Annotated in this window: 25 protein-coding genes, 1 tRNA gene and 1 pseudogene; 8 read left to right on the forward strand and 19 right to left on the reverse strand. The window is 45.9% G+C overall.

Translation table 11 applies throughout. The annotated features are described in order from the left end of the window. Window positions 1-10 precede the first annotated feature (10 nt). On the reverse strand, window positions 11-622 hold the full coding sequence (locus ACTHTY_RS01105; protein WP_063067910.1) for a CNP1-like family protein: 612 nt from the start codon (window positions 620-622) through the stop codon (window positions 11-13). Window positions 623-831: 209 nt separating this feature from the next. On the opposite strand from ACTHTY_RS01105, the gene ACTHTY_RS01110 reads away from it, so the two are divergent. The 4 genes from ACTHTY_RS01110 (at window position 832) to pyrC (ending at window position 3,473) form a co-directional block, all read left to right on the forward strand. Next, a complete protein-coding gene (locus ACTHTY_RS01110; protein WP_440366197.1) occupies window positions 832-1,386 on the forward strand; it encodes a hypothetical protein in 555 nt (184 codons plus the stop codon). Window positions 1,387-1,510: 124 nt separating this feature from the next. Further along, window positions 1,511-1,735: a sulfurtransferase TusA family protein gene (locus tag ACTHTY_RS01115; RefSeq protein ID WP_440366198.1), complete on the forward strand. Its 225-nt coding sequence runs from the start codon at window positions 1,511-1,513 to the stop codon at window positions 1,733-1,735. Between the two features lie 12 nt (window positions 1,736-1,747). Then, window positions 1,748-2,341: an NMCC_0638 family (lipo)protein gene (locus tag ACTHTY_RS01120; protein ID WP_440366199.1), complete on the forward strand. Its 594-nt coding sequence runs from the start codon at window positions 1,748-1,750 to the stop codon at window positions 2,339-2,341. A 97-nt stretch (window positions 2,342-2,438) separates the two neighbouring features. Next, window positions 2,439-3,473, forward strand: a complete 1,035-nt coding sequence (gene pyrC, locus ACTHTY_RS01125; protein ID WP_440366200.1) for a dihydroorotase — start codon at window positions 2,439-2,441, stop codon at window positions 3,471-3,473. 132 nt (window positions 3,474-3,605) lie between these two features. Here the strand turns inward: pyrC and ACTHTY_RS01130 are convergent, their stop codons facing one another. Both ACTHTY_RS01130 and cysD read right to left on the reverse strand, forming a co-directional pair. After that, window positions 3,606-4,169, reverse strand: a complete 564-nt coding sequence (locus ACTHTY_RS01130) for an RBBP9/YdeN family alpha/beta hydrolase (RefSeq protein WP_003681918.1) — start codon at window positions 4,167-4,169, stop codon at window positions 3,606-3,608. A 232-nt stretch (window positions 4,170-4,401) separates the two neighbouring features. Further along, on the reverse strand, window positions 4,402-5,343 hold the full coding sequence (gene cysD / locus ACTHTY_RS01135; RefSeq protein ID WP_440366469.1) for a sulfate adenylyltransferase subunit CysD: 942 nt from the start codon (window positions 5,341-5,343) through the stop codon (window positions 4,402-4,404). A gap of 189 nt (window positions 5,344-5,532) precedes the next feature. On the opposite strand from cysD, the gene trhA reads away from it, so the two are divergent. Continuing rightward, window positions 5,533-6,159, forward strand: a complete 627-nt coding sequence (gene trhA / locus ACTHTY_RS01140) for a PAQR family membrane homeostasis protein TrhA (RefSeq protein WP_440366201.1) — start codon at window positions 5,533-5,535, stop codon at window positions 6,157-6,159. 58 nt (window positions 6,160-6,217) lie between these two features. Here trhA and ACTHTY_RS01145 read toward each other — a convergent pair whose 3' ends face one another. Continuing rightward, entirely contained in the window at window positions 6,218-7,648 is a 1,431-nt protein-coding gene (locus ACTHTY_RS01145) for an alanine/glycine:cation symporter family protein (RefSeq protein ID WP_107697005.1), read from the reverse strand. 364 nt (window positions 7,649-8,012) lie between these two features. Here ACTHTY_RS01145 and ACTHTY_RS01150 point away from each other — a divergent pair, with 364 nt between their 5' ends. Continuing rightward, window positions 8,013-8,741, forward strand: a complete 729-nt coding sequence (locus tag ACTHTY_RS01150) for a YebC/PmpR family DNA-binding transcriptional regulator (protein ID WP_440366202.1) — start codon at window positions 8,013-8,015, stop codon at window positions 8,739-8,741. A 60-nt stretch (window positions 8,742-8,801) separates the two neighbouring features. On the opposite strand, the gene ACTHTY_RS01155 is transcribed toward ACTHTY_RS01150, so the two are convergent. The 15 genes and pseudogenes from ACTHTY_RS01155 to tgt form a co-directional block, all read right to left on the reverse strand. Further along, window positions 8,802-9,293, reverse strand: coding sequence for a disulfide bond formation protein B (locus ACTHTY_RS01155; RefSeq protein WP_039864291.1), 492 nt, complete (start codon window positions 9,291-9,293; stop codon window positions 8,802-8,804). Between the two features lie 303 nt (window positions 9,294-9,596). Then, complete coding sequence (locus ACTHTY_RS01160) at window positions 9,597-10,553, reverse strand: IS110 family transposase (protein WP_440366203.1); 957 nt, start codon at window positions 10,551-10,553, stop codon at window positions 9,597-9,599. A gap of 297 nt (window positions 10,554-10,850) precedes the next feature. After that, complete coding sequence (locus ACTHTY_RS01165) at window positions 10,851-12,014, reverse strand: zonular occludens toxin family protein (protein WP_440366204.1); 1,164 nt, start codon at window positions 12,012-12,014, stop codon at window positions 10,851-10,853. Next, window positions 12,011-12,304 (reverse strand): DUF2523 domain-containing protein, encoded by a 294-nt coding sequence (locus tag ACTHTY_RS01170; RefSeq protein ID WP_070459732.1) that lies wholly within the window; start codon window positions 12,302-12,304, stop codon window positions 12,011-12,013. The genes ACTHTY_RS01165 and ACTHTY_RS01170 overlap by 4 nt, the downstream gene beginning before the upstream one ends. 3 nt (window positions 12,305-12,307) lie before the next feature. Continuing rightward, a complete protein-coding gene (locus ACTHTY_RS01175) occupies window positions 12,308-13,834 on the reverse strand; it encodes an IgG-binding virulence factor TspB family protein (protein WP_440366205.1) in 1,527 nt (508 codons plus the stop codon). Further along, window positions 13,779-14,099 (reverse strand): hypothetical protein, encoded by a 321-nt coding sequence (locus tag ACTHTY_RS01180; RefSeq protein ID WP_440366206.1) that lies wholly within the window; start codon window positions 14,097-14,099, stop codon window positions 13,779-13,781. The genes ACTHTY_RS01175 and ACTHTY_RS01180 overlap by 56 nt, the downstream gene beginning before the upstream one ends. Window positions 14,100-14,220: 121 nt before the next feature. Further along, window positions 14,221-14,499 (reverse strand): hypothetical protein, encoded by a 279-nt coding sequence (locus ACTHTY_RS01185; RefSeq protein ID WP_440366207.1) that lies wholly within the window; start codon window positions 14,497-14,499, stop codon window positions 14,221-14,223. A gap of 67 nt (window positions 14,500-14,566) precedes the next feature. Beyond that, window positions 14,567-14,785: a major capsid protein gene (locus ACTHTY_RS01190; RefSeq protein ID WP_070836707.1), complete on the reverse strand. Its 219-nt coding sequence runs from the start codon at window positions 14,783-14,785 to the stop codon at window positions 14,567-14,569. An 85-nt stretch (window positions 14,786-14,870) separates the two neighbouring features. Continuing rightward, window positions 14,871-15,074: a hypothetical protein gene (locus tag ACTHTY_RS01195; RefSeq protein ID WP_049336678.1), complete on the reverse strand. Its 204-nt coding sequence runs from the start codon at window positions 15,072-15,074 to the stop codon at window positions 14,871-14,873. Window positions 15,075-15,087: 13 nt separating this feature from the next. Further along, the gene (locus ACTHTY_RS01200) at window positions 15,088-15,399 is read right to left on the reverse strand and encodes a hypothetical protein (protein WP_049336679.1); all 312 of its coding nucleotides are present in this window, start codon (window positions 15,397-15,399) and stop codon (window positions 15,088-15,090) included. Between the two features lie 12 nt (window positions 15,400-15,411). Continuing rightward, window positions 15,412-16,712 (reverse strand): annotated as a pseudogene (locus ACTHTY_RS01205) (replication initiation factor domain-containing protein). A 22-nt stretch (window positions 16,713-16,734) separates the two neighbouring features. Then, window positions 16,735-16,965, reverse strand: coding sequence for a hypothetical protein (locus ACTHTY_RS01210; RefSeq protein WP_440366208.1), 231 nt, complete (start codon window positions 16,963-16,965; stop codon window positions 16,735-16,737). A 123-nt stretch (window positions 16,966-17,088) separates the two neighbouring features. Continuing rightward, window positions 17,089-17,487, reverse strand: a complete 399-nt coding sequence (locus tag ACTHTY_RS01215; RefSeq protein WP_070616128.1) for a c-type cytochrome — start codon at window positions 17,485-17,487, stop codon at window positions 17,089-17,091. Between the two features lie 120 nt (window positions 17,488-17,607). Then, a complete protein-coding gene (gene hemH / locus ACTHTY_RS01220; protein WP_440366209.1) occupies window positions 17,608-18,618 on the reverse strand; it encodes a ferrochelatase in 1,011 nt (336 codons plus the stop codon). Between the two features lie 85 nt (window positions 18,619-18,703). Further along, window positions 18,704-19,819, reverse strand: a complete 1,116-nt coding sequence (gene tgt, locus ACTHTY_RS01225; protein WP_003745960.1) for a tRNA guanosine(34) transglycosylase Tgt — start codon at window positions 19,817-19,819, stop codon at window positions 18,704-18,706. 241 nt (window positions 19,820-20,060) lie between these two features. Here tgt and ACTHTY_RS01230 point away from each other — a divergent pair. Together ACTHTY_RS01230 and thrS are read left to right on the forward strand one after the other, a co-directional pair. After that, a tRNA-Val gene (locus ACTHTY_RS01230) sits at window positions 20,061-20,137 on the forward strand. 52 nt (window positions 20,138-20,189) lie between these two features. Further along, complete coding sequence (thrS, locus tag ACTHTY_RS01235; protein ID WP_070843132.1) at window positions 20,190-22,103, forward strand: threonine--tRNA ligase; 1,914 nt, start codon at window positions 20,190-20,192, stop codon at window positions 22,101-22,103. The last annotated feature ends 14 nt before the right edge of the window (window positions 22,104-22,117 follow it).

The following is a 22,117-nucleotide window of genomic DNA, read 5'->3' on the forward strand; positions in this document are numbered from 1 at the left end:
TTAAAGCAGTTTATTTGTCGTGGTTGGTCAGTGTTGTGCCGTGACGGCCGCCGCGTTCTTTCAAACGTTGTACCAAGCCTTCAACCGTTGTCGGCATACCGTCGATACAGAATGCCTGATACAGGGCGGTGTGCAGGGCGTCGTTGCGGCTGAACGCATTGCCGATCAGCTTCCAATCGCCTTTGCGCGGCTCGATCCAGCGGTGGTTTACTGTGTCGCCGTAAGCGAATACTTTGTAAGACGAACGCTTGTCGTTGCTGTAAGTAAAGGACGTGCGGGCGCAATAGAGGCCTTCGACGGAGAGGTTGTCGTAGCCTTTGTCGGAGCGCACATTCAAGACATAGCGGATGCTGTTGTCAGGCGCAGGCATGATTTGCAGGCTGCTGAGCAGGATTTTGGGCTGCTTGCCGTAGGTTTCGTTGACGTAGAGGTCGAACCAATCACCCGATTGTGTATCGGGCAAGGGCGGCAACTCGGCTTTGTGTTCTTTAAATTCGCGTGCGGCAACTTCTTCAGGGCTTTCCTGATAACGCGTGTTGGTCAGCGTATCCTTTTGGCTGAAACCCAAAGCAAATGCTTGAGTCGCGGCAAGGCTGAGAGCGAGAAGGGCAAAACGGCGCATAGACAGCTCCAAAGTGAAAAACGGCTTTATTTTATGGGCTTGCAGGGTGGGGTGCAAGTAAGTGCGGTATAATTGGCGTTAATTCTGATTAATATGACGAGTTTTCATACTAAGGACATAGCGGTAAAAATACAGGAAGGTTAATCGATCTCAAAGCAGCTTTGAAACAGCGATTAAATCGATAACAAGATAAATGCTAAGGGGAAAATATGAAATTAGACAATGTACTAAGTGAGTTAATAGAGCTGTATTCAAGAACAACCCCATTTCCTTCAAATAAATTAGAATTTTCATTTGAAGAGCTGGATATTTCATCCTTATCTTTTCAAGGGGAGCTTTTATATTATTATCAGCATGTCCAAATGAAGGGAGATTGTTATTTTGAAAATAGTAATTTCAATATAATATTGCTGCCTTTACATTCCGAATTTACAACAGTCGAACATTGGGCTTTGCAAGATTATGAAGAATTTATAGATGGGAAATATCAAATTTTTGCTTGTACAGATAGTGATGCCATTATTTTTTGCGATATAACTCATTTAATGTCTCCTGTATATGCAGGAAGACCAGGAGACCCAGATTTTTATCAGTTGAGTAATAGCCTGACAGAATTTTTTATGTTTTACATTGCTTTCACAAAGATGCAGCAAACAAGAGAATTTGAAACATCTACTGAGTATTTTGCAGAAACAGCCATATTGATTGAAAAATATATTTCTGAAAATTCACAAAATACCGCAAAAAAATTTCTTTTACATTAAAAATGCTGAATTCTCTAAAATAGTTAAAAGTTAAATTTATCATTGCGTTAGTTATAGCTGAATAGTTGTGCCGCTGTTGGTAACGCGGCAATAAAACTTAACCCCAATACACCTATGGAGCCTTATGAATACACAAACTCTGGATGTCATCGGTTTGAAATGCCCGTTGCCGATTTTGCGTGCCAAAAAAGCTTTGTCACAAATGCAGGAAGGCGAAGTGCTGACCGTATTGGCTACTGATGGCGGCGCGCCCGGCGATTTTGAAGCGTTTTGCCGTCAGACCGGGCATGTTTTGCTGGAATCGAGCGAGGCCGACGGCGTGTTCAAGCTGGTGTTGAAGCACAAATAAAGGCCGTCTGAAATGTCTAAAGCCGTCGCGTTGTCTGCCGCCGTATTGGCCGTCTGCCTGAGTGCATGCGGTAATGAAGGCGTTTTGCCGCAGAACGCTGCCGATTATGCCCAAAATGTAACCGACTTGTTCCGCCAAAGCTGCGTGGTCGCAGACGGCGATGCCGCCCTTGTCGGCGAGTTTGCCAATGCCAACAAACTGGTTTTATTGTCGAAAAAAGATATTGCCGATTTGCCTGCCGGAATGATGGATTGGGAGGCATTAAGCATTTGGAAGAAAACGGTAAACGGCGCGGATTATTATTTGAGCCTGACCGAAGACAGTTGCAGCGTGCGCACGGCTAAAGCCGACGACCATCTGATTTTCAAACAATTTTTGGCTTTGTCAGAAAATCCGCCGCAAGGTTTGAACGCTGAGTTGCGTGCCGATAATTTGGCGGAAATCCCGTTGCCTATGCGTCAGATTTCCTACGCATGGCGCGCGTCCGGCAGTCCGAAAGAAACCTTGCTGACCGTCAAAACAACGTCGTCCGAGTATTTTCCGGTACAGGCTGTTTTTTATCTGACTCATCATTCTTACGACAATAAGGCCGCCGTTTTGCCTTAGGCCGGTTGACGATTGAAACATCAAATTAATAGAAACCGTTACCGCCGAATAAAGGCCGTCTGAAACATTATCAAACCAAACCACTCGAAAGTAAGCTATGCAAACCCTGACCATCATCCGCCCCGACGATATGCACTTACACCTGCGCGATGGCGACGCGCTCAAAGCCGTTGCCCCATACACCGCCCGACAAATGGGCCGCGCGGTTATCATGCCCAACCTGAAGCCGCCCGTTGTCAGCGTTGCCGATGCTCAAGCATACAAAGAGCGCATTATGGCCGCCCTGCCTGAAGGCAGTACCTTCCAGCCGTTGATGACGCTTTATTTGACCGACAATGCCACTCCCGAACTCGTGCGCGAAGCCAAGGCTGCCGGTATTGTGGCTTTCAAACTCTATCCGGCAGGCGCGACCACCAATTCCGATTCCGGCGTAACCGACCTGTTCAAACTGATTCCCGTGTTGGAAGAAATGGCGAAACAGGGTATTTTGTTCTTGGTTCACGGCGAAGTCACTGATCCTGAAATTGATATTTTCGACCGTGAGGCCGCCTTTATCGAGCGCGTGATGAAACCGGTTTTGGCGCAAGTGCCGAATCTTAAAGTCGTGTTTGAACACATCACCACTGCCGAAGCAGCCCGACTGGTATTGGAAGCAGGCGATAATGTGGCTGCGTCCGTGACGCCGCAACACTTGCTGCTCAACCGTAACGACCTTTTGGTCGGCGGCGTGCGCCCTCATCATTTCTGCCTGCCTGTACTCAAACGTGAAACCCACCGTCAGGCTTTGGTTGTTGCCGTTACCGGCGATAAGGCGCACAAATTCTTCCTCGGCACGGATTCTGCGCCACATGCCAAAACTGCCAAAGAAAATGCTTGCGGTTGCGCCGGTATGTTCAGCGCGATGACTGCCATTGAGCTTTATGCCGAAGTGTTTGAGAAAGCCGACGCGTTGGACAAACTGGAAGCCTTTGCTTCTAAAAACGGCCCGCGTTTCTACGGCCTGCCTGAAAATACCGATACCATCACATTGGTCAAACAAACGCAAACCGTACCTGCCAGTGTGCCTTACGGAGATGGCGAGCTTGTGCCGATGAGGGCAGGCGGCGAGATTGAATGGACGGTGCAATATTAAATTTGCCGTCAATGAGACATAAAAAGAAACAACCTGCCTGAAAGGGCAGGTTGTTTTTTATTGTTGTTCAGATGGCCTGTCATGGGGAGGGAGGCATACAAGGCCGTCTGAAAACCAAATTATATTGCGTGTTTATTCGGTCAACATGGGTTTCAGCGCTTCCCAAGCCTGCGGCAGTTGGGTAAAGCCGTCCGAAGCCATCAAATGGCCGCCTTCGGGAATATGGGTAACAGGGCTTTTGAGTTTGGCCGCCATGTCCAGAGTCAGTTCGGGCGGAACATGGGTGTCGTTGTCGGAAACCAGGCAGTGTTTGGGCATGTCGATTTTGCGCAGGATGTCGAAATCGGGGGACGCTGCTTTAATGTAGGCATCGAGTGCGGGCAGGGGAGGCAACGTATCGGCAAAACCGGCGGCAAGCAACAGGCCGCCGATTTTTTGCGGTTGTTGGCGGCTGAGGAAGTGAAGGAGGGTAATGCAGCCGAGGCTGTGGCCGACTAGGAAGGTATGGGCATCGGGCTTGCCGATGTGCTGGTCAAGGGTAAACTGCCACGCGGTCGTGCTTGGTTTGTCGGGATTGGGCATGGCGAGGGAGATTGCTTGTGCGCCGGTGCTTTTGACTTGGGCGCAAAGCCAGTCAAACCAGTTGCCGTGCGGATTGCCTTCAAAGCCATGTACGATATAAACGCGTCGATTCATGTTTTTCCTCCTTCAGACGGCCTGAGACTTTTGTCTAAATCTCTGCCTGTAAGCGTTCATTATACCATGTTTGTTTATGTTTTATTGTTTGTCGCTTGGTAAGGATTTCTAATTAAGCTTTTGTTGTTAAATGATATTTGCAAGAATAATAAAGCAAACAACACGGCAGGGGCGGATGGCGTTGCCGTGTTGTTTGGGTTTGAAATATATATGTGCCGTCTGAAAAACAGGTTTAGAAATAGCCTTGTTTTTTGCGTTCTTCCATTGCCGCTTCCGATACGCGGTCGTCCATGCGTGTGGCGCTACGTTCGGAAATGGTCGCGGCGGCGGTTTCGGCAATGATGTCTTCGGGTGTGGCGGCGGTGCTGGCAACAGGGCAGGTGCAGGAAATATCGCCGACGGTGCGGAAACGGACATCACGGATTTGGGCAACTTCGCCTTCGCGTTTAGGGGTCAACGGGGTAACGGGAACGAGCAGGCCGTTGCGTTCGACAACTTCGCGTTTGTGGGTGTAATAAATCGGCGGCAGGGCGAGTTTTTCGCGTGCGATGTATTGCCAGATGTCTAATTCCGTCCAGTTGGAAATCGGGAATACGCGCATGTTTTCGCCTTGGAACAGGCGCGTATTGTAGAGCGACCATAATTCAGGACGTTGGTTTTTGGGATCCCATTGGCCGAACTCGTCGCGGAAAGAGAAGATGCGTTCTTTGGCGCGCGCTTTTTCTTCGTCGCGGCGTGCACCGCCCATCAACGCATCAAAGCCTTGTTCTTCGATGGTTTCAACCAGCGTAACGGCTTGTGCGGCGTTGCGTGAATCGGTTTCGCGGCGCAAAACGACGCTGCCTTTGCGGATGGATTCTTCTACGCTGCCGACTACGAGTTGTACGCCGGTACGCGCGACCGTATCGTCGCGGAAACGGATGACTTCGGGGTAGTTTTGGCCGGTATCGACGTGCAGGAGTTTGAACGGCAGCTTCAGCGGACGGCCTTCGATTTGGAAGGCTTTGACGGCAAGCGCCAGCAATACGACGGAGTCTTTACCGCCGGAAAACAGCAAGGCCGGATTTTGGGCGTTGGCAATCACTTCGCGGATAATGTAGATAGACTCGGCTTCGAGCCAGTCGAGGTGGTGGTTTTGGATAGACATTTTTTCTCTCTTTGCAACCTTGGCGATAGCCGATACTTTAGTGAGGCCGTCTGAAAAAGGGAAAGAATGGTTTGTTTGTTGCAAAGATGTTTTTGTTATATTGCAAGGCCGTGTTTTTCAGACGGCCTTTGCGCTTTAACTTATTTTTAACCCGATTTCTCTGACGAAGCGCCTGTCTTCGCGTACACTTTGGTCTTTTATAAATGAGAATGGTTTATGTATCACGGCGAGAGATTTAATGCGTACAGCCATTTGGCCGGTTTCTTATTGGCAGTGGCGGCCTTGGTGCTGATGCTGGTGAAAGCGGTGGAATCGGCGGACGGCTATCGGATTGCCGGTGCACTGACTTACGGAGTTTGCCTGCTGCTCCTGTATTTGGGTTCAACCTTATACCACAGTATTCCGCAGCCGAAAGCCAAGGCGATTTTGCAAAAGGTCGATCATTGTATGATTTATCTTTTGATTGCAGGCAGCTATACGCCGTTTACGCTGATTACCCTTCACGGCGGCTGGGGCTGGTCGCTTTTCGGCGTGTCGTGGGGGCTGGCTTTGCTGGGCATTGTTCAGGAGCTGACGATTGGGCGCAAAAGCGAGAAGCGGCTGCTGTCGATGGTGATTTATGTGTTGATGGGCTGGCTGATTGTGGTGGCGGTATGGCCGCTGATAAAATCGCTTTCGGCCGGTGGATTATTTTGGCTGGTGTTGGGCGGCGTATTGTATAGCGCGGGGATTTATTGGTTTATCAACGATACGAAAATCCGCCACGGACACGGTATCTGGCACTTATTTGTCTTGGCAGGCAGTTTGACGCAATTTATCAGTATTTATTTTTATGTGTTGTAGTTTCAGACGGCCTGAAATAAAAAACCTCTCAGTTTGGCTGAGAGGTTTTTGTTTGTCGTTAACCTGGGTTTTTGTCGTGGAATTCGTGGAATTCGTAGTTGTAGGTCAACTCTTTGCCGGCTTTGGTTTGCGCTAGATAATCGTCGTAAACTGCACGGATTTCCTTACGTAGCAGGAAGAGGGCGATTAAGTTCGGCAAGACCATAAAGCCGTTGAACATATCGGACATGCTCCAAACCAAATCCACTTTGCCCAATGTACCCAATACGATGGCCACCAAAACCAATGCGCGGTAGATGCCCAAGTGTTTGCCGCGGAACAGGAAGCGGATATTGGATTCGCCGAAGTAGTACCAGCCGATGATGGTGGTAAAGGCGAAGAAGGTCAGACAGACGGCGAGCAGTTGCGAACCGAAACCCGGGAAGGCTTTGTTAAAAGCCAGTTGGGTAACCGCCGCGCCGGTTTCGCCGGACAGGTTGGCATCGGTCAGCAGGATAATCAGCGCGGTTGCCGTGCAGACCATCAGCGTATCGATAAAGATACCGATAAACGCGGCCATACCTTGTTGTACAGGGTGTTTGACGTTGGCGGTCGCGTGAGCGTGCGGGGTCGAACCCATACCGGCTTCATTGGAAAACAGGCCGCGTGCCACACCGAAGCGGACGGCCTCGCGCATACCGATACCGGCCGCACCACCCAATACCGCTTCAGGATTGAAGGCGGCGACAAAGATACTGTGGAACATCGGGATGATGTGGTCGGAGAATTTGAACAAAATAATCACCGCGCACAAGATGTAAATCACCGCCATAAACGGCACGACAAATTGCGCGATACCGGCAATGCGGTTGATGCCACCGATGATGATCAGGCCGGCGAATACCGCCAAAGCAATGCCGACAGCCATCGGAGGAATATCGAAAGCCAAATTCATGGCCGAGGCGATGGAGTTGGATTGGGTCGCGTTACCGATGAAACCCAGCGCGATAATCAAGGCGATAGAGAAAAAGCCTGACAGGAAACGCGCCGCGCCACGGCCGATTTTCGGCGTCAGACCATGCGTAATGTAAAATGCAGGGCCGCCGATGTATTTGCCGTGGCTGACCACGCGGTATTTTTGCGCCAAAACGGCTTCTGCAAAAATGGTAGACATACCCAAAATGGCAGACAACCACATCCAAAAAATGGCACCCGGGCCGCCGGCAGTAATCGCAGTGGCGACACCGGCAACGTTACCGGTACCGATTTGCGCGGAAATCGCCACGGCAAGCGCTTGAAATTGAGACAGGGATTTGCCTTCGTGGTCTTTGTCTTTTTTGCTGAACAAGCCGCCGAAAACGGCTTTAAAACCCGCCCCCAATTTGGTAACTTGCGGCGCGCCCAAGTACAGGGTAAAAAACAGGCCGATACCGATTAAGGCGTAAATCAGCAGGTAGTCCCAAAGAACCTGATTGACTGCACCCACCAGAGCAGACAATATTTCTTCCATAATAAAACCTTTAATAAAAACAATAAAAATAAAATGATACGGGTAACTACTCCCACTCATTTTTCGCAGTTGGCAATATCGGCGAGCAGGCCGTTTTGCCATTCGATACCGGTTAAGTTGTTAACAATTTTGACCGATTTTGTCATCATACCGTAAACCTTCGTGAATTAAAACGAAAAACTGACAAAGGTTTGCCGCAAATGTGCTTCTTTATTTAAAAAAGGTTTTTTTGTTTTCAGACGGCCTTTTTTGCAAATGTTCGGGCCGTCTGAATATTTTGGCTAAAGGCAACTTATGATAAAATGCACGCCTTACAAATGAAGCAAATTCCGCCTCAATGCGTGAAAAAACGAAAGGAATCAACATGGCAGGCCATAGTAAGTGGGCAAATATCCAACACAAAAAAGCCCGACAAGATGCCAAACGCGGCAAAATCTTCACCCGTCTGATTAAAGAAATTACCGTTGCTGCCCGCATGGGCGGCGGCGATCCCGGCGCAAACCCGCGCCTGCGCCTGGCTTTGGAAAAAGCCGCTGAAAACAATATGCCTAAAGACAACGTGCAACGTGCCATCGATAAAGGTACGGGCAATCTGGAAGGCGTGGAATACATCGAGTTGCGTTACGAAGGCTACGGCATCGGCGGCGCGGCTTTGATGGTGGACTGTCTGACCGACAACAAAACCCGTACCGTTGCCGATGTACGCCATGCGTTCACTAAAAACGGCGGTAACTTGGGTACCGACGGCTGCGTAGCGTTCAACTTCGTTCATCAAGGCTATTTGGTGTTTGAACCGGGTGTTGACGAAGATGCGCTGATGGAAGCGGCTTTGGAAGCAGGTGCGGAAGACGTGATCACCAACGACGACGGTTCCATCGAAGTGGTTACCGCGCCGAACGACTGGGCGGGCGTGAAAGCAGCATTGGAAGCCGCAGGTTACAAATCTGTTGACGGTGACGTTACCATGCGCGCCCAAAAGGAAACCGAGTTAAGCGGCGAAGATGCGGTTAAGATGCAAAAACTGATTGACGCATTGGAAGATTTGGACGACGTACAAGACGTTTACACTTCTGCCGTGTTGAATCTGGACTAAACAGTTTAAAGAACAAAAGGCCGTCTGAAATTTCAGACGGCCTTTTTATATCGAAACCAATCAGATTTTTCTGGTTTTCAACCAAGCCCAAAGCAGCAGCAATACGACGAAGCTGAAATACAAAATACTCCACACCGGCAGGGCGACGCCGAATAGATAGTCCGGCTCGGCGCAGTTGCCAAAGCCGCGGACGATGGGTTCAAACCAATCGAACAAAGGCCAGTCGCGCAGGCGGAAGGTCCAAGGTGCGCCGCAAGAAGGGGCGGTGCCGGGTGGCAGGCTTTGCAGCCAAATTTGATAGGCGGCGACACCGGCGCCGTAAACGGCCGGAGCGGCAATCAACAATGCCGAGAGCGAGCGGGCAAATTTGGAAGATTGAGAACTGAATGCCGTAACAATGGCCAACAGCCCGACAGCCAATACGCACAAGCGTTGCAGGATGCATAATACGCACGGGTTCATGCCCAAAACGTATTGGGAAATAAAGGAGCCGCAGGCGGCAAATATGGAGAGGACGACTAAAAATAAAACAGTCTTGCGGAAAAAGTTCATAACATAAAACCTTTCAGACGGCCTGGACGCAAAACAGCCGCTAAATAACGTTTACTTTAACACAAAACGCATATGCTTTTTTTGATTTGACGGTTTTTTGCGTATGTTTGTTGATGTTGTATAACCATAAATATGGAAACAAAAATGTGTTCCGTATCGAAAAGATGATATATTGACCTGTCAATTATTAAAATAGGTTAATTTATTATATCACTGTTTTTAATAGGTATTTAGTTATTGCATTTTCAACGGAAACGACAAGGAACGGCTGTTTTTACAGCCGTTTTATTTTGTATAAATTCGTTAAACCGTCTGATGTCGCGCTTTATCAAACGGCTTTTTAGTCTTGTGTATATAAAAGGCGATTTTTGCCAATTTCCGCATTAGTGCAACGATGATTATCATCTTAGGCTTTTTTGCCGATTCCAAATTGCTTACAAGTTGAGGAAATGCATTCATGCGGTAGGCAACAAGGGCAGGCATGAACAAGGCGCGTTTTAATTGCCGGTGTCCGTATCGGCTCAATCTGCCTTTTTTATTGACACTTGTCCCTGATTGTTCAATTTTTGGACTTAGGCCGGCAAAAGCTACAAATTTATTCGCTGTTTCAAAATTCTTATCTGTCAGGTGTCTTAGTAGGATCACTGCGGTTTCTTTTCCTATTGCCGGTATGGTTTGCAAGTTTTGATATTCGATATTTAGGCTTTCTTTCTGCTTTATCATGCCTTCTATTCGCTTTGATGTCTGATCTATTTTTTCTTCAAGCAGTTCTATGATTGCTTCATGGGTTGATTTTATGTAGATGTCTTTTGCGGTATGCAACCTGTTTTGTGTTTCTTTTTGCTGTTCCTTAAGTTGTTGCAGCAGATTTATCAGTTTGTAGAGTATGGGATTTTCAGACGGCCTAAACGGTGTCAGTTTGTCTAAATGGCGGTTTGTAAATTCGGCGATAAGTTTTGAATCTGCTTTATCTGTTTTGGTATGGCTAAACTGACTTTTTGCGTATTCTTTGATTTTTAAGGGATTAATAACAAAGATCGTATATAAAACGCTCAAATATTCAGCCGCCTGTTCGTAGTAAATACCCGTTGCTTCCATACTTATGGCAATTTTTCTGATTCTTTTTGTTTTTATCCAATTAATCAGATTCTCAAATCCTTCTGTATTGTTGGATATTTTTATATATTCTTTGCTTCCTTTAGTTGTAATCAATGTTGCGTCTATCGTGTCTTTAGATACATCCAACCCTATTACATTCATTTCATTTTCCTTATTTATTCAGCCTGATACGGCTATGATGATATTCAATCTTTAAGGTAATTGGACGGTTCGGCATATCTTTTCGTCAGTTTTTAACTTTGGCCGTTATACTGTCTAAACCGCCCAGGCTTTTGTTTTGCGCTTAAACAAAAACCTGTAAACCGTCTTAATTAAAACGATTTACAGGTTTCAATTTAATTTACCCAATTTCAAAAAGGCGGGAGTTCCCGCACCCCGTTGATATTTATTTAACCGTTGATTCCGCTTAGGCTACATCAACAATTAAATAAATATCTCTTAACTGCCGACCTTTGCACCGTTTTGGAATCCTGTTGTTTCGCCTGCTTCAACATAGCCGTCATACATCAGGTTTTGAGGGCTTTTACCGCCCATTGTAAGCACTTGTCCATTTTCAGGCGCATAGGCTGTCTGCGGTGTTGTTTGTGGCTGTTGTACGGTGTGCTGTTCATCCTTATAGGGATTGAAAGGCAGACCGTTTTTCACATAGTCCTTACACATGGCTTTAGTAACTTCTTTTAGCGGCGTGCCTTGTGCGCTATAACAAGTACAGCCACTATTACCACCTTCAACGCAACCGGCGATGTATTCAAAGGTTTTAACTTGTCTTACATTGTCATAAATGGGTTTACTTTCAGGTTTTTCGGCAAGTGTAGGTACAAAATCTTCAGGCTTTAAACTACTAGTCGGTTGAGGCGGTGTACTATTTTCCGGTGTTGTAACTTCATCCGTTGTATCTGATGTAGTCAATGCCGCTGTCTGTTGTTTTTCCTCTTGGTTAAATCGTTTACTCATTCCATTAATGGTATAAACGGCAAAACCAATTAATAAAGGTAAAAACAAGGCTACGAATATAAGACTTTTTGGTATACGTCTTTTCGGCTTAGTATGGACTTCAGCGGATTTGTACATACCAAAAGATTTTTTAGGTACTACAAACGTTCTTTCTATTGCCCTAGCAATATTCACACTGCTATCAGGCTGATCTACACATTCGTTCCATTCATAGAGTTTACGTCCTACCGGCTTAATCGATACATGCATATGACGTTGAACAAGCTTTCTTACGAAGCTATCAAGAAAACTTGGATGTTGAGTAATCAGCACAATATCTAAACCATGATGTCGATGTAATGCCAAAGCTTCTATAAATGGAGGTACTTTTGAAGCGGCTGAACGTGTGCCCATCAGCCTTTGCGCTTCATCTATGATGACGAGCGAGCCATAAGGGAGAAAATCTTGAAATGGCTTTTCTTTAATTTGTTCATCTGTAAGTTCTTCATGTTCTATCTTCAATTCAGGAATGCCGTTGACGAACAATGGACGTTTTTTCTTTACACCGTCTTTATCAGTAAAATGTGTGTAGCTTTCGTCTGTCATCAGCATATTGACGACAGAGCTAGTTTTTCCGCTACCTGGTACGCCAGTTTGTAAAATAATCATTTAGCTTTTCCCCCTGGAATAAATGACAGTTTGCTAATACTTTGCATAGCAACGTTAAATGCAAATGCTCCGAATATCAGACCTAATGCATGGCCGAAGCCTGCCATCATGACAATTTGAAGAATGTCTGATGGCATTGAGTTGAACTGATTTTTTACGTAGTCTTTTATAAAACCTAAGCCAACTGTAAAACCTGTAAAGGTTACAAAACTAATGCCAAGGGCAATAAATACTTTCGCAACAATATAGGTTAATAGCCTTTGTAATATGGCGAAAAACGCAGCTTTCATGCTTTAGTCCTTTCTACTTGAAAACATGATAAATGCTGCTGCTACCGCAGCGATACCAATCACAAGGAAGCGTATCATTTCGGCAAAATTACAAATCATGTCATATTTAAATTCCATGGTTATGCCCAAATAGGTTGCAGTTCGTGGAGCAGGGCAAACACCATTTTCGGGTAGGAAGAAATCGGGGCTAAATGTTGTTTCGTTATTTGTATGAGGAATTTTGAAAGGTTCTTCTTGTTCCTCTACATCGCCTTTTTCTGAACAAGCTAATATGTCAGGGAAAACATTACAAAGTAATCCTTTTGATTCTTCTTTCTTGTCATCTTTTTTATCTTCTTTTTTATCTTCTTTCCTTTTATTAGATGGATCATCATCTGGACGTTTATCAGGCTTATCATCTGAATCGGGTTTATCATCAGGTTTTTTATCTGGCTTTCCATCAGGATTAGGCGCAGGATCTGGATCAGGCTTGGTATTAGGTGCTTCAGATCCGCCAGGTGTAAGATCGGGGCGCGGGGTTGTGGTTACTTTCGCGCTTGTGTTGCCGTCTGACCCTGTCGTAAAGCTGATGGTTATTTGAAATGGTCTTCCGTCTTGCCCTGTTGCCGGGCCAAGTGTGATGACTGTGCCGTTAGGCACGGTCAGCGTGCTTTGCGATTCACCCGGAATGCTGCCGTCTTCGTTGGCGGTTGCGTTAACGTATTGAGACGGGGAGGAATCGGCTTTAGGGCCGATAATGCGGTCAAATTCTGATTGCGAAATAGGCGAAAATTTGCCTTTATATTTGACGTAAGAAATAACCGACATTAAAACCGAGGGCTTTGTTTCGCCATTTTCACTTTTTTGATAAGCAACACACCAATCACCTTCGACGCGTATCTCATCAGGCGTAAAAGGCACAGGATTAAAAAAAAGGCCTTTTGCATAAGCAAGATTACACATTGCTTTTTTCAATTTTTCATTATTGGCTGCGCCTTCCTGCCAATAATCTTTTTTTGTTTCTATTCGGTATTCAGTGCAATAATTAGAATTTAATGCCGAAACGCAATAGCCATAATTTGGTTCTGTCTTGCCGAAGTTTTCATGGTCTGTATTATATTCATAGCCTTCTTTGCTTAAGGCTGCATCTACGAGATAAAAAGCAGCGGTCGATACTGCAAAACCGACAGGACCGCCGCCTACTCTTGCGAATTTACCGCCAACACGGGCTTTGGAGAGGAGGTTTTTTAGGACGGTAGAACGGGATACTTTTTGTTCTATGGTTACTGGTACGGTTGAGGCAGAGCGGAGACCTGTGGAGGCTTCGCGGACATGAAGTGATTTGTCGAATCTTGAAACATATTCATGATGAAACTTAGGTCCGTTACTATCAAGATACATCCAAGGGCGTATCCCATTCTGATTAAATCCGCCAGCCGGTACACGCATCCGACCATTTTTTTCAACGTGTATATCGACATCAGCGAACGAAATATTAAACCCTAAAAGTATAACGACCGTAATAAAAAGCCGTTGTAATATCTTCATCATAATATTCAGACCACTCAAACCCATCTTTTGTGAAATTCACTTTCAGAATTGAACAATCTTCAAAAAATACAATTACTTCATCTAAGTAACTTCTGTTCAAATAATAATGCATTGCGTTTTTTGCAATCTCAATAAAATTATGGAACGGATACAAATTTTTCAAATTGAATAATTCAGTCATAAACACATGACACAATTTTTCATTTTCAAAATCTGGATTCGTATCTTTTTTAAATCTCAATTCTTCTTCTGAAATGTAAAACATAATGCTAACTTTCGTAATGATTGCTGAAAGTTAGATTATATAGCCACGTCATTTAAAAATCATCCAGCCCACCACGACCGGAACAAACACACCAAGATAAAAATAAAAGTCCATCATGGTTTTACCTTAATTTCTGCCATATCAACCTAATACCCCAAACCGCTGCCATGATGGCAACTACTGACCAGCCTATATAGGATCCGTCCTTCATGCTGTCTATCGGGTTACATTCTGGCAATTCAGCTTTTAAAATCTGTTCCCCATATTTCCAGCCAAACTTTGTAAAATTAAGCTGATATAGCTTTCCATCATCGCCAATCTTCGGAGAGACTAGGCTGAAATAGACGTTTTCGGCATCCTGACGGGTTGCGTAACAATTATTTCCGACTTGGTAGCCCATTATTTAAATTCTCATGTCAATTAGTATTCAGACGACCTTTAAGGGGTCGTCTGAAATAGGCTTCGAATTAGCGCAATACGCGACGGATCAGCTGGATAGCGAAGATTGAAGCGATAATACCCAGTACGATGGCCGCAACGGATAATGCATCAGTCTTTGCAGTAGCCAAGTCGGTTTTAACGCTTTCAGGTACTTCGGCCCATGCTTGAGTAGCGAAAGCCAGAGGAGCTGCGGCAACAACGGCCAGTTTTGCGCCGTATTTACGGCAAGTGTTCATCAATTTCATGATGTTTTCCTTAACGAAATGTTTAAAAAAATGTGTTTGCGGGCTATGTGAAGGTTTTAGAGACCGCCCGCCGAGCCTCTTAAACTTAATCTTCTTTTGTATAAAAACTGAAAATTAAAAATTCGCCGCCGATTTCTTCAATCGCCGAACTGAAAGCATCTTCATAACTTTCATATTGACCGGCAGATTTAATGTTAGGAGTAAAGCCAATATCGCCGAATGGATCGGGATAGATAAATTCATGGTTTTCGAGTTCTTGTACAATAAATTTTTGCTGATACTTACTCATGATTCAGCCTTTCTTAGGCTTTGGGCGCTGCGCCTTTAACTTGGAAATCAAGCAATTTTGGAACAAGGCCTTTACCTGTTGATTCCATTGCAACGGTTACGTCAACCGCGCATGGGAATTTAAGATTTTTCAGCTTGTCGAAATTATGGCTATCGCCAAATTTCATGCTTGCCGCGGTAAAGCCTACGGCATTGCCGTTTGAAGGCATGGGGCTGGCTACCAAAACAGTGCAAGAATCGATTTTGTTACCGTCGATTTCGCCTTTGAATTGTTTTGCTCCCAAAAGGGTTGCTGAATACGTGGTTACTTGGCTTTGCTCAAACATTTTGAATTTCCTTTACTTGTTTAAAAAATTTGAAATAATTCTCTCTTCGAGTTCGATGTCTTTAATGTGTTGTTTTTCCCTATCTTGTGGGAATGCGGTTTCTTTCTCATCAAGCAAATCATCAAGTAATGTTTGCATGTTCAAATCATCAATTGCTTTTTGCTCTTCGTGTATATACTGAATCTTTTGTGTCTGATCTCTACAGTCGTATTGTTCAGGTTGTAAACCTTTGGGATAACCTTCAATTCCTTTTACAAGTTCATCTACAATTTTTGTATCATCCCACCCTATATCGCGAAGGAAATTAACCATCTTTCCAACCTGATTACGCGCATGAAACAGTTTGTGATCGAAAGATAAATTTACTGTTTCTGTCTTGGCATCCATCCGTTTGGCTTCTGTTTTGAAGATCGCATTACATATCGGATAAGCGCCGCCAAGATACGAACCGGGATAAAGCAAAACATCTAAGGGTATTTCTATATCGCCTGCCCGAAATTCAGTTTCAAACCTGACCCATGGACTGTTGACATCGCCAAATTGTTTTCCTTTCTCATAAACGCGAGTGAATTTTGAATTGCCGCGTTTACCTACATAAAATGTTTTGCCGCTACCATCATCATTGCGCCATGCAGTACCGCGGCATTCGCTTTTTGGCCTCATGTTATGAACGTCAAAATGACCATTATCATGATCAAGTAATGCCTGATCGGGTGTGTATTCGCCGTTAAAAAAATCATGGGCGACGTCAACGCGGGTAATTTTTGGACGTATGCACTTACTTAAAAACTCATACAGTCGGTTTTCCCAACCGGGTATAGCAGCCTGACAACCTGTACCATTCAATTCAACCAGCATTGTTTCTCTCTGACCGCCGTAATGAACCTTGCCATATTCGACGTTATCCGGGCCAAGTTGGTAACAGCTTTTATAGAAAAACTTTCCTTTAAACGGTAGTTTTTGGGTAATGCCAAAACCTAAAATTTCTTCTAACAGCTCGCTATACTTCACAACGAATTCTGTATCTGATACCAATCCTTTACCTGTTACTTTAGGCAAACTGTCTTCATGAATTGTAAAAGTGATTTGGTCAATAAATGCGCCGTCATCCCTTCCTCTTCTTAACGGTATTTCAATGAATTTGCCTTTTCCATCCGATACGAAATGGCTGAAATATTCAAACTCAAAATCTTGATTATCCGATTTTTCCGCACCCTTCGGATTAGGGGTTTTATTTTGCTCCCCCCTATTAGCCTAGGGGGGCAGCCTTCGGCGGTTGGCGCAGGATTGCCGTCCGCTAAAGCGGCCGCCATATCTGCGCCTACCGCCACGGCTTTATCTTCCCAAGCTTTCACGGCTAAATTCTTCATTCATCAATTCCCTTACTAAAAGTCTTCCGCATTCGTTTGCGGCGTTTTCAGCCTTGTGTTTTAAAGCTGGATAAGAAATAGGAAAGCAAAGGGTTTTGACACATTGAGATTCATCATTGATATCCTTAAAAACTTTGAGGATATATGCCTTTGGAAAAGATACTGGCTCGGGATTTACGGTATAGAAAATAAGCATAATTAAAGCCCCTTCACTGGCTAAGTTAAGGGGCTTTACAAGAGTTAAGAATATGCGCCCCTGATGGAACGCAATATATAAGGCCGTCTGAAATGTTCAGACGGCCTTTAGGGGAGAGACGTTTTATTTTTTCCCGTGAGATTTTTTGACATCTGCTTCAGTAATCGTACCACCGCCATTATTGAAGGCGTTCATGATGTAAGTGGCAACGGCGGCGACATCGGCATCATTGATGGCGGTAGAAGGCATGAAGCCGTTGTAGGGTTTGCCGTTCACTTTAATCGGACCGTTGATACCTTTGGTCATGCTTTGCAACAGGACTTGCGGTTTTTTATTGATATAGTCGGACTGGAACAGTGGCGGGAACATGGCACCCCGGCCTTCGCCTTTTTTGCCGTGGCAGGCGGCGCAGTTGGTTTCGTAAATCTTTTGTCCTTTGCTCATCAGCGTGGCATCAGCGGCAAAAGCGGTTGGGATGCTGAGTGCGGTCAGAAGGAGCAGGATAGGGCGGAGTGCAGTCATGATGTGTTCCTTTTTGAGTAGTGTTTTTGATGGCTACACGCTTGGTTTGCGTTTGAATAACTTGATGATAACGCTAAAGGCCGTCTGAAAGTGGATTTTTCAGACGGCCTTTGGTTTAGGTCAAATCCAGCCTTGCAGATTGGCCCGACTTAATTGTGCAAGTGCGGCAATCCAGTCGGCGGAATCGTTGAGGCAGGGGATGTAACGGTATTCTTTGCCGCCTGCGGCGTGGAATTGTTCGCGTCCCATAATGGCGATTTCTTCCATGGTTTCAAGGCAATCGGCCAGGAAGCCGGGGCAGAATACGTCGAGTTTGGTTGTGCCTTGTTTCGGAAGCTCATCAAACAGGGCTTGCGTGCTGGGCTTGACCCATTGGGATTTGCCAAACTGGCTTTGGAAAGAAACGATATATTCTTGTTCGGACAAGCCCAATGCCTGCGCCAGCAGTTTGGCAGTATGGTGGCACTCGTCAGGATAGGGGTCGCCGTCGTCGTGATGCTTTTGCGGAATGCCGTGGAAGCTCAACATCAGTTTTTCACCGCGTCCGTTTTGGGCCCAATAGGCTTCAATATGCTGCTTCATGGCTTGAATATAGGCGGCATCGTCGTAATAACGGGAGACGGTGCGGACGCTCATTTGGTTGCGTTGCAGCAATAACTCTTGAAACACTTTGTCCAAAGCCGCGCCAGTAGAAGAGCCGGCATATTGCGGATAGAGAGGAATGACCAGCAATTTGCCCACGCCTTGGGCTTTGAGTTCCGCCAAAACGTCGGCAACGCTTGGGTTGCCGTAAGTCATGGCATGACGGACGATGACATCGGGTAAATGTTTGGTCAAGGCTTCTGCTTGGCGGCGTGTGTAAACCTCAAGCGGCGAACCTTCTTTAAACCAAACTTTTTCATAGGCATGTGCGCTTTTTTTCGGGCGAAAAGTCAATACCAAGCCGCGTAATATCGGTTGCCATAAGAGCTTGGGCAGTTCGACAACGCGTTGATCGGACAGAAATTCTTTCAAGTAAGGTTTGACTGCGGCAGCAGTGGGCGCGTCAGGCGTGCCGAGGTTGAGCAGTAGGACGGCGGTACGGTTTTGTGCTGTGTAGGCTAAGGGAGGTTCGGTATGGAAACGGGACATGATTGTGCTTTATTAATTAAGAATATTGAGGCCGTCTGAAAAGCAGTTTGAATTAAAACCTAATTTCAGACGGCCTTTAAAAGGATTAATCCACACCGCGGGCGCGGTTTTCATGGAATTGCGCCTGCCAATCGGCAAATTTACCTTGTTCGATGGCTTCGCGCATTTCTGCCATGATGACTTGGTAGAAGTGCAGATTGTGGATGGTGTTGAGCTGTGCGCCCAAGATTTCGCCGACACGGTGCAGATGGTGCAGGTAGGAGCGGCTGAAATTCTGACAGGCGTAGCAGGTGCAGCTTTCATCAATCGGACGCTTGTCGAGTTTGTGTTTGGCGTTTTTGATTTTCAAATCGCCAAAACGGGTAAACAGCCAGCCGTTACGCGCATTGCGGGTAGGCATGACGCAGTCGAACATATCCACGCCGTGTGCCACGCCGTATACCAAGTCTTCAGGCGTGCCGACGCCCATCAAATAATGTGGCTTGTGTTCCGGCAGGATAGGGCCGACGGCGCGCAACATACGGTACATTTCGGGCTTAGGTTCGCCAACAGACAAGCCGCCGATGGCCAAGCCGGGGAAGTCGAGTTCTTCCAAACCTTTCAGCGACTCTTCGCGCAAATCTTCATACATCGCGCCTTGTACAATACCAAACAGCGCATTTGGGTTTTTCAGGTCTTCAAAAGCCTTTTTGCTGCGTTCCGCCCAGCGCAGGCTCATTTGCAGCGATTTTTGCGCTTGGCTGTGCGTTGCTTCGCCAGGGGTGCATTCGTCTAACTGCATCACAATGTCGGAATTCAACACAGTTTGGATTTTCATCGACACTTCAGGCGAGAGGAACAGTTTGTCGCCATTGATCGGGCTTTGGAATGTACAGCCTTCTTCGGTCAGCTTGCGCATATCGGACAACGAGAATACTTGGAAACCGCCTGAGTCTGTCAAAATCGGCTTATCCCAACCTATAAATTCGTGCAGGCCGCCGAATTGTTCGATGACTTCCAAACCGGGGCGTAGCCACAGATGGTAAGTGTTGCCTAAGATGATTTGCGCTTTGATATCATGCAGGTTTTGCGGGTTCATCGCTTTGACCGAACCATAAGTACCGACCGGCATAAATACCGGCGTTTCGATTTTGCCGTGGTTCAGTTCCAAAGTGCCGCGTCGGGCATGACCGTCTTTTTTGTGTAAGGTAAATTTGAGCATAGTAATAATAGATTGGACGTTCGCGTGTGTGCGAAATGAAAGGGCAGATTATAAAGGATTTTTCGTTGGTTGACGGCTGGATTTTATCTTTGTCAAAACAATGCTTCAGACGGCCTGAATAAATAATAGAGGAAATAAAAAATGAGACATAAATCAAACAAAAATATTCAGGCCGTCTGAAAAGTATTTACGAATGCTTGCAAAAGGGAACACGCTTCGTTACAATAAGCGACTTAGATGAAGGCACATAGCTCAGTTGGTTAGAGCACCACCTTGACATGGTGGGGGTCGTTGGTTCGAGTCCAATTGTGCCTACCAAATTTCCATAACGGCTTTATGCCGTTATTTTTTAATGTTTTGGAGCTTTCTGATGTTGAACATTACCTTGCCGGACGGTTCGGTCCGCCAATATGAATCACCCGTTACCGTGGCGCAAATTGCAGCGTCTATCGGTGCAGGTCTGGCAAAGGCAACGGTAGCGGGCAAGGTTAACGGTAAATTGGTGGATGCTTGCGATCCGATTACCGAAGATGCCCATGTTCAAATCATTACGCCTAAAGACAAAGAAGGCGTGGAAATTATCCGCCACTCCTGCGCGCACTTGGTCGGTCATGCGGTCAAGCAGCTCTACCCAGATGCAAAAATGGTTATCGGCCCGGTGATTGAAGACGGGTTCTATTACGATATTGCGACTGAAAAACCATTTACGCCTGATGATGTGGCCGCTATCGAAGCGCGCATGAAAGAGTTGATTGCACAAGACTATGACGTCATTAAAGTGATGACACCCCGTGCAGAAACCGTCAAAATTTTCCAAGATCGCGGCGAAGAGTACAAATTGCGTCTGATTGAAGATATGCCTGAAGTGGAAGCAATGGGTATGTATCATCATCAAGAATACGTCGATATGTGCCGCGGTCCTCACGTTCCCAATACCCGTTTCTTGAAAAACTTTAAGCTGACCAAACTGGCAGGCGCATACTGGCGCGGCGACAGCAATAATGAAATGTTGCAACGTATTTACGGTACGGCTTGGGCAAGTAAAGACGAATTGAAAGCCTATATCCAACGCATCGAGGAAGCAGAAAAACGCGACCACCGTAAGCTGGGTAAACAATTGGATTTGTTCCACCTGCAAGATGAAGCGCCGGGTATGGTGTTCTGGCATCCTAAGGGCTGGGCTTTGTGGCAGGTGATTGAGCAGCATATGCGCAAAGAGCTGAATGCTGCCGGTTATAAAGAGGTGAAAACGCCTCAGATTATGGATAAGACCTTCTGGGAAAAATCCGGTCACTGGGAAAACTATAAAGACAATATGTTCGTGACCAGTTCAGAAAAACGCGAATACGCAGTTAAACCGATGAACTGTCCGGGTCATGTGCAAATTTTTAATAACGGTTTGCGCTCATATCGCGATTTGCCAATGCGTTTGGCCGAGTTCGGTTCTTGCCACCGCAATGAACCAAGCGGTGCATTACATGGTCTGATGCGTGTTCGCGGTTTTGTGCAAGATGATGCGCATATCTTCTGTACTGAAGATCAAATCGTTGATGAAGCACGTGCATTCAATGAATTGCTGGTTCGCATTTACAAACAATTCGGCTTCCATGATGTTGCTGTGAAGCTGTCCCTCCGCCCTGAGCAACGTGCAGGTTCTGACGAAGTTTGGGATAAGGCCGAACAAGGTTTGCGTGATGCATTGACCGCTTGCGGTGTAGAGTGGGAAGAGTTACCTGGCGAAGGTGCATTCTACGGTCCTAAGATTGAGTATCATGTCAAAGATGCCTTGGGTCGCTCTTGGCAGTGCGGTACCCTGCAGTTGGACTTTGTATTGCCAGAGCGTTTGAATGCCGAATATGTAACAGAAAACAACGATCGTGCGCGTCCTGTAATGTTGCACCGTGCTATTTTGGGTTCTTTGGAGCGCTTCATCGGTATTCTGATTGAAAACCATGCAGGCTCATTCCCATTGTGGCTTGCTCCGGTTCAAATGGTGATTATGAATATTACCGAGAACCAGGCAGATTATTGTCGTGAAGTGGCTGCCAAATTGCAGGCGGCAGGCTTCCGTGTCGAATTGGATTTGCGTAACGAAAAAATCGGTTACAAAATCCGTGACAACAGCCAATACCGTTTCCCTTATCAAATTGTTGTCGGCGATAAAGAGAAACAAGAAAACAAAGTTGCGGTACGCCGCAAAGCAGAAGACTTGGGTTCTTTGAATGTAGATGATTTTATTGCACAATTGCAGCAAGAAATCACTGATGCCCTCGTCAATCATTAATTTTTATAGGAGTA

The sequence above is a fragment of the Neisseria sp. P0019.S002 genome, assembly GCF_051957155.1.
In the GTDB taxonomy this organism is placed as follows: Bacteria; Pseudomonadota; Gammaproteobacteria; order Burkholderiales; family Neisseriaceae; genus Neisseria; species Neisseria perflava.